Annotated in this window: 15 protein-coding genes; 1 reads left to right on the top strand and 14 read right to left on the bottom strand. The window is 40.0% G+C overall.

Features of this window, described 5'->3' with window-relative positions; all coding sequences use genetic code 11:
• Positions 1-4 precede the first annotated feature (4 nt).
• The 7 genes from ftsZ to pbp2b form a co-directional block, all read right to left on the bottom strand.
• Positions 5-1,261 carry a cell division protein FtsZ gene (gene ftsZ / locus OCF95_RS06180; protein ID WP_024057151.1) on the bottom strand — a complete coding sequence of 419 codons (1,257 nt, stop codon included), beginning with the start codon at positions 1,259-1,261 and terminating at the stop codon, positions 5-7.
• A 17-nt stretch (positions 1,262-1,278) separates the two neighbouring features.
• On the bottom strand, positions 1,279-2,658 hold the full coding sequence (gene ftsA, locus OCF95_RS06185; protein WP_261015401.1) for a cell division protein FtsA: 1,380 nt from the start codon (positions 2,656-2,658) through the stop codon (positions 1,279-1,281).
• Positions 2,659-2,873: 215 nt separating this feature from the next.
• Positions 2,874-3,578, bottom strand: coding sequence for a YwaF family protein (locus OCF95_RS06190; RefSeq protein WP_049551303.1), 705 nt, complete (start codon positions 3,576-3,578; stop codon positions 2,874-2,876).
• 94 nt (positions 3,579-3,672) lie between these two features.
• The gene (locus OCF95_RS06195; protein WP_261105077.1) at positions 3,673-5,046 is read right to left on the bottom strand and encodes a UDP-N-acetylmuramoyl-tripeptide--D-alanyl-D-alanine ligase; all 1,374 of its coding nucleotides are present in this window, start codon (positions 5,044-5,046) and stop codon (positions 3,673-3,675) included.
• An 83-nt stretch (positions 5,047-5,129) separates the two neighbouring features.
• Entirely contained in the window at positions 5,130-6,173 is a 1,044-nt protein-coding gene (locus OCF95_RS06200) for a D-alanine--D-alanine ligase (RefSeq protein ID WP_261105078.1), read from the bottom strand.
• Between the two features lie 174 nt (positions 6,174-6,347).
• On the bottom strand, positions 6,348-6,944 hold the full coding sequence (gene recR / locus OCF95_RS06205) for a recombination mediator RecR (RefSeq protein WP_023946149.1): 597 nt from the start codon (positions 6,942-6,944) through the stop codon (positions 6,348-6,350).
• A gap of 10 nt (positions 6,945-6,954) precedes the next feature.
• The gene (pbp2b, locus tag OCF95_RS06210; protein ID WP_261105079.1) at positions 6,955-9,012 is read right to left on the bottom strand and encodes a penicillin-binding protein PBP2B; all 2,058 of its coding nucleotides are present in this window, start codon (positions 9,010-9,012) and stop codon (positions 6,955-6,957) included.
• Positions 9,013-9,201: 189 nt separating this feature from the next.
• On the opposite strand from pbp2b, the gene OCF95_RS06215 reads away from it, so the two are divergent.
• The gene (locus OCF95_RS06215) at positions 9,202-10,053 is read left to right on the top strand and encodes a MurR/RpiR family transcriptional regulator (RefSeq protein WP_261105080.1); all 852 of its coding nucleotides are present in this window, start codon (positions 9,202-9,204) and stop codon (positions 10,051-10,053) included.
• A 61-nt stretch (positions 10,054-10,114) separates the two neighbouring features.
• Here OCF95_RS06215 and OCF95_RS06220 read toward each other — a convergent pair whose 3' ends face one another.
• From OCF95_RS06220 to OCF95_RS06250, 7 genes are all read right to left on the bottom strand, one after another.
• Positions 10,115-10,465, bottom strand: a complete 351-nt coding sequence (locus tag OCF95_RS06220) for a type II toxin-antitoxin system RelE/ParE family toxin (protein WP_261105081.1) — start codon at positions 10,463-10,465, stop codon at positions 10,115-10,117.
• Positions 10,455-10,742, bottom strand: coding sequence for a type II toxin-antitoxin system RelB/ParD family antitoxin (relB, locus tag OCF95_RS06225; RefSeq protein WP_261105082.1), 288 nt, complete (start codon positions 10,740-10,742; stop codon positions 10,455-10,457). Before relB ends, OCF95_RS06220 begins: the two co-directional genes overlap by 11 nt.
• Positions 10,743-10,838: 96 nt before the next feature.
• A complete protein-coding gene (locus OCF95_RS06230; protein WP_261105083.1) occupies positions 10,839-11,723 on the bottom strand; it encodes an ROK family protein in 885 nt (294 codons plus the stop codon).
• Positions 11,724-11,740: 17 nt separating this feature from the next.
• Positions 11,741-12,658 carry a dihydrodipicolinate synthase family protein gene (locus tag OCF95_RS06235; RefSeq protein ID WP_001281499.1) on the bottom strand — a complete coding sequence of 306 codons (918 nt, stop codon included), beginning with the start codon at positions 12,656-12,658 and terminating at the stop codon, positions 11,741-11,743.
• Positions 12,659-12,726: 68 nt separating this feature from the next.
• Entirely contained in the window at positions 12,727-13,830 is a 1,104-nt protein-coding gene (locus tag OCF95_RS06240) for a Gfo/Idh/MocA family protein (RefSeq protein ID WP_000241736.1), read from the bottom strand.
• Between the two features lie 41 nt (positions 13,831-13,871).
• Positions 13,872-14,705 carry a carbohydrate ABC transporter permease gene (locus OCF95_RS06245; protein ID WP_000730332.1) on the bottom strand — a complete coding sequence of 278 codons (834 nt, stop codon included), beginning with the start codon at positions 14,703-14,705 and terminating at the stop codon, positions 13,872-13,874.
• Entirely contained in the window at positions 14,705-15,589 is an 885-nt protein-coding gene (locus OCF95_RS06250; RefSeq protein WP_000237988.1) for a carbohydrate ABC transporter permease, read from the bottom strand. The genes OCF95_RS06245 and OCF95_RS06250 overlap by 1 nt, the downstream gene beginning before the upstream one ends.
• Positions 15,590-15,605: the final 16 nt, after the last annotated feature.

Genomic DNA, 15,605 nt, shown 5'->3' on the forward strand with positions numbered 1-15,605 from the left:
TTACTTAACGATTTTTGAAAAATGGAGGAGTGTCTAATTCATCCTCATCGTGTAAAGATGGCGCTTCGAAACGTTCAACTGGTGATACCACTGAATCAGTTGGTCGAACAATTGTCTCACGACGCAAGTCCCAATCACCAAATGCTGAAGTTTGAGAAGTTTCTGTGCGACGAGGTGCTGGACTTGGAATTTCTGCAGTTTCAGCCATATCAAACTGACGATTATGATTGTGTGCATGACTAGGACTTACTTGTTCATGACGAACAGCTTGTCTTGGTGCATGGCCCACAACTTTTTCCACACGATCTTGACGAACACCAGTTGCAACGACTGTAACACGGATTTCATCTTTCATGTTTTCATCGATTGATGTTCCAAGCCAGATGTTCACTCCTTGGCCAGCTGCTTGGTTGACGATCTCTGAAGCTTCTTCTGCCTCAATCAAAGTCAAGTCGAGACCACCAGTAACGTTGACGATGACATCCTCAGCACCGTCAATAGTTGTTTCAAGAAGTGGTGAGTAGATTGCCTTACGAGCTGCTTCTACCACACGTTCTTCACCACTACCGATACCGATACCCATTAGGGCGTTTCCTTTATTTGCCATAACTGTTTTCACATCGGCAAAGTCAAGGTTAATCAAACCAGGATTTGTAATCAAATCAGTAATCCCTTGAACACCTTGGCGAAGTACGTTATCTGCTTCGCTAAGAGCTTCAAGAAGTGGAGTTTTCTTATCAACAATTTCAAGCAAGTTGTTGTTTGAAATAATCAATAGAGTATCCACATGCTCACGAAGTTGATTGATTCCTTCTACAGCGTACTGACCACGTTTGCTTCCTTCAAAACCGAAAGGACGTGTCACAACACCAACTGTAAGAGCACCTAAATCTTTAGCAATGCGGGCAATAACAGGAGCAGCACCAGTACCTGAGCCACCTCCCATACCTGCAGTAATGAAGACCATGTCTGCTCCAGTAATAGCTTGAGTCAAGGCTTCTTCGCTTTCTTCGGCTGCCTTTTGACCGATTTCAGGTCGACCTCCAGCACCCAAACCACGAGTCAATTTAGGACCTAACTGAATTACAGTCTCAGCTTTTGTACTACTCAAAGCTTGTACATCTGTGTTTGCTGCGATAAATTCTACGCCTGCAACACCTTCGTCAACCATGCGGTTAATGGCGTTTCCGCCACCTCCACCAACACCGATTACTTTAATCACTGCACCTTGAGCAGCCGCTGTATCAAATGAAAATGTCATAGTTTATTTTTCCTCTTTTATTCATCAAACATACTTCCAATTAAACCACGGAAGCGATCTGCGATTTTTGGTTTATTTTGAGAAGATACTTTATCTTCTTTCGGAGCAACTACGTTTGTAGAAGCTGATTGCTCAACCTCAGTATTTTGAACTGGTTGAATAGGGGTCGGTTGTGCTACCTGCGTAACGCGTTGAATCATCCCACCAAAATTAATTGGTTGGTGACGCAAAGTATCCTCACCCTTAACTGCTCGTTGTGCTAATAAATTCACCTCAGTCAATTGACCAGCAAATTCAGACAAGCTAATCACATGAGCGAAGGCAGGATTACGGATTCCAACTTGATTTGGAACGTAAAGTTTGACACCAACGCCAAATACTTCCTGTGCAAGTTCTACAACACCTGGTAAAATAGCATTTCCACCAATCAGAACAATCCCACCTGGAAGATCCAACAAATGTCTTCTTTCCAACTCTTGTTTAATTTGTTCAAAAATGTGCTTAATGCGGGCTGAAATAATCTCTGCTAGGTAGCTTTCTGTAACTTCTACAGGTTCTACTTCACCAATTACTTCAACTTGGAAGGTTTCATTGCTTGCAAGTGAAGGGTAGGCTTCACCATAGTTTAATTTCAATCCTTCAGCTAATTTCTGTGAAGTCTTCAAGACTTTAGAGATATCTTTTGTGACATAATCTCCACCTTCTTGAAGAATATTTGTAAACTGGAGTTCTTGGTTACGGATTGTAGCAACAGTTGTTTGACCTGCTCCCATATCAATCACAGTAGCTCCAAATTCACGCTCTCCTTCGTTCAAGACTGAACGAACCAAAGCCAATGGTGAAATAATAATATTTTCAACTTGAACACCTGAGCGCTCAACTGTCTTGCGTAAATTGTGAAGAATAGTACGTGGACCTGTGTAAAGCAAACCACGCATTTCAAGACGAACACCCATCATGCCGCGTGGGTCACGAATACCTTGGAAACCATCTACGATAAATTCTTCTGGAATAAAAGTAATGACTTCACGATCTGGTGTCATACTCTTTGTCAAGGCTGATTTAACAACATTTTCAACATCTTGATCTGTAATTTCTTTTGTATCAGATGTAACTGGAATCATACCTTGAGTTGGTTCTACTTGCAAAAGATTTCCAGGCAAACCAACATTCACTGATTTGATTGAAATGCCAGCTTTCTCTTCTGCTTGGGAAATAGCTGACTTGATAGCAGTTGCTGCTGCTTCAATATCAACGATAATCCCATCCTTTACACCTTTACTCTTGGCATTACTTACACCAATTACATTAAGTTCACCATTTCTATGCTCGGCAACCAACACTTTAATCGAATTAGTTCCGATATCTAAGCCTGTAAAAAAACCATCTCTAGCCATTACATCGCATCCTCTCTCTTCCAAGTTTCAAACTTCTATTCAATATAGCTAAAATAGGGCATAGCTATTCACAGAATATTATAACACAAAAAATCCAATCGTGCTTAGTTTTTCCTAAATTTACTTACCATTTTTTCACATTCTTTCCTTAGCTTTTTTTATTTTCCAAACAAATTATAAAAAATCAGATTTACGAAAAAAAAGAAAGCTCATTTCTAAGCTTTCTTTGCAATCATTTTTTCTGCTTCTTGTTCTAAAAATAGTTCCAAGATTTTCTTTGTTAACGTAATCGCTGCTGATAAGGCCAGGGAAACGATTAAATAATTAGCTACTAAGCCATGGTCTCCAACCAATGGTGGTTTTGTCAAGAATCCGTAATCTCCACCTGTTACTAAATTGACCACAAAAATCAAGGCATTTAGTGCAAAGGTCATGAGAAAAATTCCCTTCACATCCAGCAATCGCGCGTTATACTGTCTCAATAGATAAACCAGTGAGTTCCCCAAGAGAGCTAAGTGCCCAAAGATAAAGGACAAAATGGCAATATGTGGGAAAGGATAGGGATCTGGCACTGGATAAACAAAGGCAGCTAATGTCCCAAATGTTCCTAGTAATGCAAAATACTGCCTATATTTAGACTGACCAGGAAGCAAGAGCACCACAAACATAGCCATACGGCAATGGTAAAAGGGTAAGCTTTCTGACAATGGCATATGATTAACCCCGTACCATCCATAAAGAAGGATTAACTGAACTGCCTGCAAGATTTGGAAAAATCGTTGATAAGCCTTCTTTTCACGATAACGATAGGCTGTATAAAAAGTTAAGGCTAAAAGTGTAAATATACTGACATACCAAAAAAGGTCAAATTTGGGTGGTTCTGTTGCTTGGGTCGTAAAGAAAATATCCCATAAATTCATCTAGTCTTCCTCATGATTCAAAATTTTCCTGCATTTTATTATACCATGCTATTTGTCAAAAATGGATTTAGAAATACGTAAATGTTTGACAAAATCACTTAGCTTCATTTTCTAAACTTTCTACCAACTTGGCCAAATTCATAGAGTTAGAGCCCTTGAGCAGGATTTGGTCATGCACTCCAAGGCTTTCTTTGACCTGCTTAACTAGGTCTTCAAATTGGTCTTGGTTTTCTGTTTTCTTGAAGTAGTAAACGTGGCCGATTGGGAACATTTGACTAGCCAATTGGGCTAATTCAGCAATGTCTTCTCCATAGAAAATAACTGTATCAAGCACATCTGGAGAAAGGCTCAAAATCATCTGATTATGGAGTTGAATAGACTGGTCACCAAGTTCCTTCATGTCCGCCAAGACAGCGATTTTCTTGCCACCTTCGTTGGCTGGAATGGCAGAGAAAGTCTCTAAAATCAGCTTCATAGCAGTTGGATTGGCATTGTATACGTCAGACAGAATATCTGCTCCATTGGCCGCTTTCTTCCACTCGGTACGGTTACGCGTCAATTCAAGATTTTGGAAGGCCTGACGAATTTGCTCCTCTGAAACTCCTTCTTGCAGGGCAACATAGGATGCAATCATAGCATTGGTGGCATTGTACTTACCAGTCACTGGCAAATCAAGGGGTTGCTCCAAGAAATTGGCCTTAAAGGTCAAGCTATCCTTACGCTCAACCAAGTCGGTAATTTCCAACTCTGCTCCTTGGCCAAAACGAACTACCTTTTTATCAGTTGGCAAGTAGTCCTCTACAATAGTGTCAGCTGGCGCTAAAAGCAAGGAATTCGAAGACATCCCGTCTGCAATTTGCATTTTTCCTTTAGCAATCTCTGAACGGTCTTTGAAAAAGGCCAAATGTGCTTCTCCAACCAAGGTCACAATGGCTGTTTTTGGATGGGCCAATTCTGACAAGAGATGAATATCTCCCAAGTGATCCTGCCCCATCTCCAAAACCAACTTTTCTGTTCCTTCAGGTATATGGAGAGCTGTGTAAGGAAGACCAATCTCATTATTGTAGTTGCCTTGTGTTTTGTAGGTCTTGTAGGTTGTTGATAGCAAGTGAGCTAACATATCCTTGGTCGTTGTCTTGCCATTTGAACCTGTAACCGCAAAGACATCAACTGCTGTTTTTTCAAGATAGTAGGCAGCTAGGGTTTGAAAGGCAGTCAAGACATCATCTACTAGAATATAGGGATGATTTGCAACCTCTTTCTCAGACAGGGTTGCTACCGCACCATTTTCAAAAGCTGTTTCGATAAAGTCATGACCGTCACGCGCACCTTTGAGGGGGACAAATAAATCTCCTGTCGCAATCAAACGACTGTCAAACTCAGCATTTTCCAACTGAGCATCCTCAAAGATGCTGACATCATTTTTAGCTCCGACAACTTGGGCAACTTCATGGATTGTTAATTTCATTTCTACTCCTTTAAAAAGGGTTGAAGTCCGAGAACTCTAGTCACCTTTCAGTGATGGTTCTGGCTTCTACCCTCTCTTTCATTTTATAGCAAATGCGCTTCGCGCTTGTCAAAACTTTCCTTGGCAAGGTCAACCAAACGCTCGATTAGTTCTGGGTAGCTGATTCCCATATTGTCCCAAAGTAGTGGGTACATAGACCACTGGGTGAAACCTGGCATGGTATTAAGCTCGTTTAGGAAAATCTCTCCCTTATCTGTATAGAAGAAATCACAACGAGATAGACCTAAACCACCAATAGCACGGAAGGCAGTTTCTGCATTCTGACGCATGACAGCTACCACATCATCACTGATTTTAGCTGGGATATCCATGGTAATCTTGTTGTCAATATACTTGGCATCGTAGTCATAAAAGGCAACATCCTTGACTACTTCTCCTGGTAGCGTACTCTTGACATCGTAGTTGCCCAAGAGACCAACCTCGATTTCACGAGCATTTACCCCTTGCTCTACCAAGACACGGCTGTCATATTGGAAGGCAAGTTTCAAGGCTTGACGAAGTTCCTCTTGATTTTCAGACTTAGAAATACCGACACTAGAACCCATGTTAGATGGTTTTGTGAAAACTGGATAAGTCAATTTTTCTTCAACTTCAGCAATTTTAGCAGTCATATCATCACCTTCGACAATGGCCACATAAGGAACTTGGGCAATCCCGACAGATTCTAAGACACGCTTAGTGGTGATTTTATCCATGGCAAGACTAGATGACAAGATGTTACAACCGACGTAAGGCATTTTCAAAACTTCCAAGAATCCTTGAACAGAGCCATCCTCTCCCATCGGACCATGAAGGACTGGAAAGACCACTGCTCCCTCTTCGTATATAGCACTTGGTGCAACTTTCTTATCCCAATCAATGGTTTCATTGGTCATAAGACGATCCTCTTGACCTGGAGTATGGCTAAATTCTTGCGTTTTAATAAAATCACCCGACTGGCTGATGAAGAAAGTCTTGACTGTGAAACGGTCGTAGTTGACCGCACGCATCACACTCTCAGCTGAAAGAACAGAGACTTCACGCTCTGCACTACGTCCACCGTATAAAAGAATAATCGTTTGTTTCATATTATTTGTTCCAATTCTAATAGAATACTCGTTCTTTAGTATATCATATTTGCTTCTTTTTTGAAACTTGAACCTGATACTGGTCTTCAATAAATCTAAAAAGAGACCGATAAAACAACTGTCGGTCTCCTTAATTTTTGTCTAAATGAATTGAGTGTGTTCATTTGTCTAGACTTACAACTCTGTTCGATTTTCAATGGCTCGTAAGAGTGTCACTTCGTCCGCATACTCAATATCCGCTCCGACAGCGAGACCTCGCGCTAGACGCGTAACCTTGATACCAGCTGGCTTGAGCAAACGTGAAAGATACATCGAAGTCGCTTCCCCGTCCGCTGTAGCATTGGTCGCCACAATCACTTCTGAAACTTCACTATCCATAAGACGAGTCATAAGGCTCTTGAGATTGATATCATCTGGACTGATACCATTCATGGGAGAAATAAGACCATGTAAGACATGATAGAGCCCGTGGTATTCTTGGATATTCTCCATGGCTGCCACATCGCGACTATCTTCGAGAACTAAAATCGTTGTCTGGTCACGAGTCGGATCGATACAGATAGAGCAAGGATCGTCATCAGTCAGGCGACCGCAGATGGAACAGTAGGTCAGCTCTCTCTTAGCAGAAAGGAGATTTTTAGCAAATTCATTGACATCGTCATCAGACATTCCAATAGTATAGAAGGCCAGACGGGTAGCCGTCTTAATCCCGATACCCGGTAACTTCGAATAACTGTCAATTAGCTTAGCAATAGGTGTTGGATAAAGCATACGTTCCTTTCTAATTCATTGGATGATGTTGGTTATAGAGGTTGATAATATCGCGCGCAATGGAAGGTCCGACACCATTTGTAAGGTTGGTGTTATGAGGGAAGACAACAGCTACAGCGATTTGAGGATTATCTGATGGTGCATAGGCCACAGCATTAGTATTGTTAGCTTTTTGACCGCCCTCAACATAACTTTCAGCAGTACCTGTTTTTCCACTAATGGATACCGCTGCGCCATTTGAAAAGGCACGACCGGTTGTCAAAGCACTACCACCATGTGACACTTGATAAAAGCCTTGTTGGAGGATGGAAACATCAGACTCAGAAATATTAATTTTATTCATTTCCTTGGTTTCAATAGATTGGATTAAGTTCCCTAAGCCACCTTGTTCGTTGTTTCCATAAATCCCCTCGACAATGTGGGGGGCAATCCGAACACCGTTGTTGGCAATAGTTCCAACGTACTGGGCTAATTGCATAGGGGTGTAGTTATCAAACTGGCCAAAGGCATTGGTAATGTAATTGGCAAAGTCATATTCCTTAGGGGTAAATCCTGTAGATTCATCCGGAAGATCAATACCCGTTGAAGCTCCAAGACCATATTCAGCAAATGTCGCACGAAGTTTCCCCATAGCTGATTCCAAATTGCTGGTTCCAACAAACATATTAGGTTGATAAGTTTGACCCATGATGCCCAAAGCCGTTTGGACCATGTAGGTATTAGAAGAATACTCCAAGGCTTCCACAGCTGTAATCGGGAATGAACCGTAGGCTTGAGTATACCAAGAATTAATTGGAGCTGAACCTTGGAAGACAATCGGTTGGTCTGTCAAGGTCTGATTCCCTGATAAGACTCCATTCTCCCAACCAGAGCTGATGGTCGCCGCCTTAACGACCGAACCGGGTACAAAGACATCGGTTACTGTTCCCAAGGAATCAGGTGTTAAATCTCCCGTTTTCAAGTCATGTTTGAGTCCTGACATAGACAAAACCGCACCTGTTTTTGGGTTGAGGGCAACTGCATACACACCTTCTGAATACTTGGCTCCTCCATTTCCCAGTTCGGAATTGAAGTAACTCTTAAGCAGATTGTCCACGCTATCTTGAAAGGCCAAATCAATAGTCAGTTTAATATTATTCCCTTTGGTACCATCTTCGATATTTTCGACACTTTCCATATTGCCATACTTGTCTAGATGGATTTCTTTCACCGAGCGTTTCCCTTGCAAGGTTTCTTCATATTGTTTTTCTAGATAAGAGGTTCCAACACGGTCGTTTAGAGAATAACCCTTTTTGATATAAGCATCTGCTTCTTCAGCTGGAAGACCGGCTTTTTCACTGGATACACTTCCTACTATAGACGAAAGAGAAGTCTCTAGGACCTTTCGATCCCACGAAGTTGAAATACTGATCCCAGGTAAATTCTTAGAAGCTGAAGCAATCAAGGCAATCTGTGTATCTGTCAAGGAATCTGTCGCAATGGTCCCTGTCGCAAAATTTCCAACTGCATTGAGTTGGCTAAAAAGATAAATTTCTTTCTTTTCGTCATCCGAGTAGGTCAATTGACTTGGATCGATACTTTCAACAGTATTATTGTAAAGCTCGGATTCAGATAATTGATTGCCATCAGAATCAAGTCGCTTCTCACGTGGTAAACTTTCCACTGCTTTCTTATAGACATCTTGATCTGCTAGATAATAGTCCGCCAACTGTCGATCAGTCAATGTTGGAGAAGTAACTCCCACATAGGCTAACAGCTTCTTAGCTGTTTCTTTTAAATCTGCAGCCGTCATTTTGTTGTTTCGAGTAAAGGAAACAACTTGTTTCACAGTATTTTCAACCAAAGGCTTGCCGCTAGCATCATAAATTTCGCCCCGAGCCGAACTAGTAGTCACCTTTGTTTTACTAGCAGATGCTAATTTTGTCTCATAAAAATCCTTGTTCAAAACCTGCATATAAAGCAGGCGACCAATAATGGCCATAAAGAGCAAAATGACAATTGAAAACAATAAATTAAGCCGAATCGGAATCGAATGGCTATCAAATTTTCTCATACAAATCAGTCTCATTTCTATTTAAAATCTTACTCTTCATTGTACCACAATTTGAGAAGAAAATTATGGAAAAGAAGGGAGCTTTTTCCATTTTACAGGAAAATACGATTTTATTTATCTATCCCTATATTATATGATATAATAAATGTAAAAGTTCGATGACCCAGTCTTTTTCCAATACGACTCATTTAAAGGAGCCTTTCTATGGACAAACCAGATATAGCAACCATCATTGATTCCCACTTCGAAGAAATGACAGATTTAGAGCAAGAAATCGCTCGCTATTTTTTACAAACAGAAACCCTTGTAGATGATTTATCATCCCAGCAAGTCACTCAAAAATTACATATCTCCCAAGCTGCTTTGACCCGCTTTGCTAAAAAGTGTGGTTTTACAGGCTATAGAGAATTTATTTTCCAATACCAACACCAAGCAGAGAAACAAGACACCCATTCTCACAAACACAGTCCACTGACAAAACGAGTCCTCAGAAGTTATAGCAACATGCGGGAGCAAACACAGGACTTGATTGACGAAGTCCAACTAGAAAGAATTGCCCAGTTAATCGAAGATGCTGAGCGTGTCTACTTCTTCGGAACAGGGAGTTCTGGCCTCGTAGCTCGTGAAATGAAATTACGCTTCATGCGTCTAGGTGTGGTCTGCGAGGCCTTGACTGACCAAGATGGTTTTGCTTGGACAACCAGTATTATGGATGAGAATTGTCTCGTACTCGGTTTCTCACTTTCTGGCTCAACCCCTTCTATTTTAGATAGTCTATTAGACGCTAAGGAGATGGGGGCAAAGACTGTACTTTTTACAAGTGTTCCCAATAAAGATAGTCAAGCCTATACAGAGACTGTTCTTGTAGCCACCCACAGCCAGTCTTCTTACATCCAACGTATATCCGCTCAACTTCCTATGCTCTTCTTTATCGATTTGATTTATGCCTACTTTTTGGAAATCAATCGTGAAAGCAAGGAAAAAATTTTTAACAGCTATTGGGAAAATAAAAAACTCAATGGCTATCGTAGACAAAAACGTATAAGAAAATCCTAGTTTGGTTGAGCCAAACTAGGATTTTTATTCATCACCAAACATCCCTCTTCTAGATTATGAATTAGTCGTATCTTGACTTAGTCTTAAATAATTTCATATAATCACTTTTTGAAGGGAGTAAATAAACAAGTCTGACAGTATCCTCAACAATTGTATATAATACGATGTAATCCTTACTCAAGGTCAATCCTCGCGTTTGGTAGTGAGGATCTAATTTCTTACCAAATTTTTCATCGGCATCAAATCCAGCTTGGGGGAAAATTTCTAGCCGATTAATATCTTTTCTAATACTCGCCACTTTTCGTCTCGCAGCCTCTACAGAACCAATTTCCTCCGCTATATACTGATATATTTTATCCAGACTATCAATCACTCTAGGAGAATACAAAATCCTATATCTTTTATAATTCATAGCGTGTCACGACATCCTCATCTGTCAAGTAATTTCCAGCCTCAATCTTGGCATAACTTTCTTGAACTTCTGCTTGTAATTGTCTAAACAAATACTCCTTCTCTAATTCCTCTTCACTAAGTAAATCTACTTCATTTGTTACGGCAACATTCTTTAAAAATAATCTAAGTGCTGATGAAAGAGAGAGATTTTGTTCTTTTAACACTTCCATTGCATCATTTACCAATTCTCTATTAGCTTGGAAGGTCACAATTTTACTTGAATTTGCTATAGCCATTTTATATAACTCCTTTATATATTTTATTTATTATCTCACAATTATAAAGAAAATCAAGGGAATTTGATTAGAAAATCCTAGTTTGGTTGAACCAAACTAGGATTGTTTTGTTTTAAAATGATAATAAGCTCCCAACATACCTGCTGTATTTTGATGATGGGCAAATTCTAATCGTGTTTTTTCAGCAAGGCTTGGCACCAAAGCCTCTTTCAAGGCTTTGCGGATCTTGGGTTTGAGGATAGCCTCTTGTCCCATGATACCGCCACCGAGAATGACCACTTCTGGATTAGCAACGTAGCAAATATTTGCCAGACCTTTTCCTAGATAGTCTACCATACGGTCAATACCAGCCATACAAATCTTGTTGCCTTCAGTGGCTTCCTTAAAGATGCGTCGGCCATTCCACTGATCAACATCTTCTCCATGTGCTTCAGCTACATATTTCACTAAAACTGTTGTAGAAGCCAAATCTTGGAACGCTCCATCCTGCATATGCATATAACCGACTTCGCAGGCTGAATTGCTAAAACCATGGAAGACTTTCCCATCAATAATCAAGCAACCACCGATACCGGTTCCAATGGTCAAGCAAAGTGTCACACTCGCTCCCTTGCCTGAACCAGATACCGCTTCAGCAAGACCTGCACAGTTGACGTCATTCTCAATTTCACAAGGAATTGCAAAGCTAGTTTCGATTTCCTTTTTGAACTGGGTGCCTGCGTAGTTAGGGATTTGAGGCCCAGCATAGAAAATTTCCCCCTTATCTGGATCTACCATCCCTGCAGAAGAAATAGCAACACCTGCTACTGAACCCTTTTCTAAATAACTGGCTACGATATCTTTGGTCTTTTGTAAGATATGAGGACCACCCTTATGCGCCTCTGTTGGCATTTCATGTGATTCAACAAGTTGGCCTTCTTGGTCAATCAAACCATATTTGATGTTGGTTCCACCGATATCAATTGCAACGTAGTGTGTCATAAATACCTCCTTATAGATTAGAGGAAGCGCTCCTTGGTTTCGCGAATCAAGGCTGCAGCTGCTTCTACAACTGGACGATCTTCTTCAGTCACTGGTGTCAATGGTGAACGAACAGAACCAATGTTCAGTCCTTCATTGATCTTCAAGACCTCTTTGATGACACCGTACATATTTCCATGTGCAGAAGTGAGTTTACCAATGATAGCGTTGATAGCATACTGCAATTCACGCGCTGTTTCCAAGTCTTTGTCAGCAATCAATTGGTTGAGTTTCAAGAAGAGTTCTGGCATAGCACCATAAGTACCACCGATACCAGCTTTAGCTCCCATGAGACGACCACCTAAGAACTGCTCATCTGGACCATTAAAGACGATGTGGTCTTCCCCACCAAGGCTCACAAAGGTTTGGATATCTTGAACTGGCATAGAAGAGTTCTTCACACCGATAACACGTGGATTCTTCAACATTTCAGTATAAAGACTTGGAGTCAAAGCAACTCCTGCCAATTGAGGAATGTTGTAAATCACATAGTCTGTATTTGGAGCTGCAGAACTGATATCGTTCCAGTACTTAGCAACTGAGTATTCTGGCAAGCGGAAATAAATCGGCGGAATCGTTGCAATGGCATCTACTCCTAAGCTTTCAGCATGACGAGCAAGTTCCATACTGTCTTTGGTATTGTTGCAAGCAACGTGAGCAATAATGGTCAATTTACCTTTGGCAACTGCCATCACTTCTTCCAAAATCAACTTGCGGTCTTCAACACTTTGGTAGATACATTCACCAGAAGAACCATTAACATAGAGGCCTTGAACACCTTTATCAATGAAGTATTGAACCAAGGCACGTGTACGCTCTGGACTTACTTCTCCTTGATCATCATAACATGCGTAAAAGGCTGGAATGACACCTTCGTATTTTTTTAAATCTGACATAGATTTTCTCCTAACTTATTTCCGAAATGAGGGGAGAAAATAAATTTTTCATCCCCTTTACATTATGTTTATTTTACAATTTCTGACAATTTTACTTTACGATCTTCGAACATAGATTGAGTACAAGCATCTGCAGTAGCAATCGCTTCTAGAGCAGCTTCACCTGTCAACAATTTTGCAAATTCTTCTGATACTGGAGCTCCTTGCATAATCTCATGTAGATAGCGCATTTCTTTGTCAATGACAGATGATAGCCATAACGGAGTACGTTTACCTGGTTTACCATAAGCAATTGCTCCGTCCATCTCTGTACTATGATAGATACGAGTACGATCATCATCTTCTTCTTGTGATTCATGAATCAAGAAATAGCTTTCTTGTCCATCTAGCTTAAGAGTTCCTTTACAGTTGAATAAGTCTAAGCGGATAGCACCTTTCGTTCCTTGAATCAAAACATAATGTTCACCCCAACGATAAGCTGAACCCCATTCTAACAAGGCAAAACGCTTATTAGAAAATTCCATATTGACAAAAATCATATCATCTTCATCACCGAAATTTTCACCTTCATGGGCAACATTTCCACCTGTCATAGTTACAGTTTCAGGCATGCCACCCATAAGGAATTGAACACAATCCAACTCATGGATGTGGTGATACAAGTGACCACCTGATTTTTCACGAATTTTTTTCCATGATACTGACGGTTGTTGTTCTTCCCAACCATTACGAGCTGTGTGACAATATAGAACGTCTCCTATAACTCCTTGATTAATTAGTTCTTTTGCATGATGGACACCATTGAAGAAGTTCATAATATGTCCTGCCATAAAGGTTACATTGTTTTCTTTACATGCATCTACCATCTCGCGACAATCTTGATAAGAAAGCGCAATTGGTTTTTCACAGAAAACATTTTTACCATGTTGTGCGGCCTTGATAACTGGTTCTTTATGAAGATTATTTGGAGTTGCGACAATAACACAATCTACTTCATCGCTAGAAACCAACTCATCTAAGGAGCTTGCTACTTTTGCTCCCAATTCTTCTGCAATTGCCTCTGCATTATCTGGATCATAGAGAAGAGTAATCTCTGCTCCATCATTCTTTTGCATATAACGAGCTAACTCAGCCCCAAAATATCCTGTTCCAACAACACCATATTTAACCATGTTTTTCTCCTTTATTATTGAATAAACTTTCTAATTTTAACTTATTTTACAGATCCTTCTGATAATCCACTTGCAATTTTATTTTGGATGATAGAGAAGAAAATGATTGATGGAAGAACTACAATAACAGATGCTGCCATCATATCTCCCCAGTCTAGTATTTCTGAACCATTAAGTGAACGAAGGGCTACTGCTACTGTCATCTTTCCTGTATTGTTAATCAAAATCAAAGCATACAGGAATTCATTCCAAGCATTGATAAATGTATAAATAGCTGTTGCTACAATACCTGGTGCTACAATTGGTAGTACAACTTTATAAAAAGTAACAAATTTATTTGCACCATCAATTCGAGCTGCTTCTTCAATTCCAATTGGAACTGTTTGGAAAAATCCAACTAAGAGCCAAACTGCATATGGAACACTAAAAGATAGATAAACCATCATCAAGCCAAATAAACTATTTGTTAATCCAACTTTAGCAATGGCAATTGAATAGGGAATTGCTAGCAAAATTGGTGGAAAAATGTAGGTAATGACGAGTAGTCTTGACATGATTGCTCCCAATTTAGGGAAGAATCGAACAATACCATAGGCTGCCATAGCAGAAATAATAATCGCAATAACAGTTGTAGCTAAGGCAATGATTAAACTGTTTCGAATGTTATCAATAAAGTGCAAATCGTTGATAACATGAGTGAAATAATCCAATGTAAATTGTTCAGGCCAAAATCGTGTTGGATACTGAGTTAATTCCCCTTTACCTTTGACAGAAGATATGATAATCCATACCAATGGGAAAATTGCAACGATGGTCGCACCAATCAAGAGTACATGTGAGAGAATATCTAAATAAATACCGGATTTCTTCTTCATTATTTTCTACCCTCCTTTTCCCACTTACTGATGATAGCAAAGTAGATAAAGCAAATTGCCACCAAGAAGATAAAGAGCAATACTGTAACTGCTGAGGCACGACCCAACAATTTAGTTCCCCAACCTAGGTTGTAGGCAAAAATTGGAAGCGTCGTTGTAGCATTGGCTGGTCCACCACCTGTAATTAGGTAGATAATGTCAAAGTTATTAAAGATCCATACAGTTCTCAAAACAACTAGAAGCCCTACAACCACTTTAATATGTGGAAAGACGATAAATTTGAACACTTGCCAACTTGAAGCACCATCTATCTTAGCAGCCTCAAATTGTTCTTCTGGTACTGTTTGCAAAGCTGAAAGTACATTAACCATAATCATCGGCGCTCCAAACCAAATGTTGATAAACACCAAACATAGGAATGCCCATGTACTATCTGTCAAAAATGCAGGCGTATGTTCCATTAAACCTAATTTTACGATTAGATTAGGTAAGTAGCCATAAACCCCGTTTAGGATCCACTGCCAAGAAAAAGCAATAACGATGGTAGGAAATGCCCAAGGAACAATCAATAAGGTCCTATATAATTTCTTGAAGTGGCGTACTCTGTGAAGAGCTAAAGCCAATACAAACCCTACTAAAACTTGACCAACTAATGAGAAAACGGTCCACTTAATTGAATTAAAGAACGCATTAAAGAAGTTGGGATCTGATAGCACAGCTTTATAGTTAGCTAAACCAACAAATTTATAATTAGGCATAATCAAATGCTTATTGGTAAAGCTATAAAAAATACTCGAGAAAAACGGATAAACAAAGAGTAATCCTACGATAATCATAGCTGGCAAAACAAATATCCAGCGAGTTAAATTACGTTCTTTAACCATTCTCCTTCTCCCTTCT

The sequence above is a fragment of the Streptococcus mitis genome (assembly GCF_946188615.1).
Taxonomy (GTDB): domain Bacteria; phylum Bacillota; class Bacilli; order Lactobacillales; family Streptococcaceae; genus Streptococcus; species Streptococcus mitis_BZ.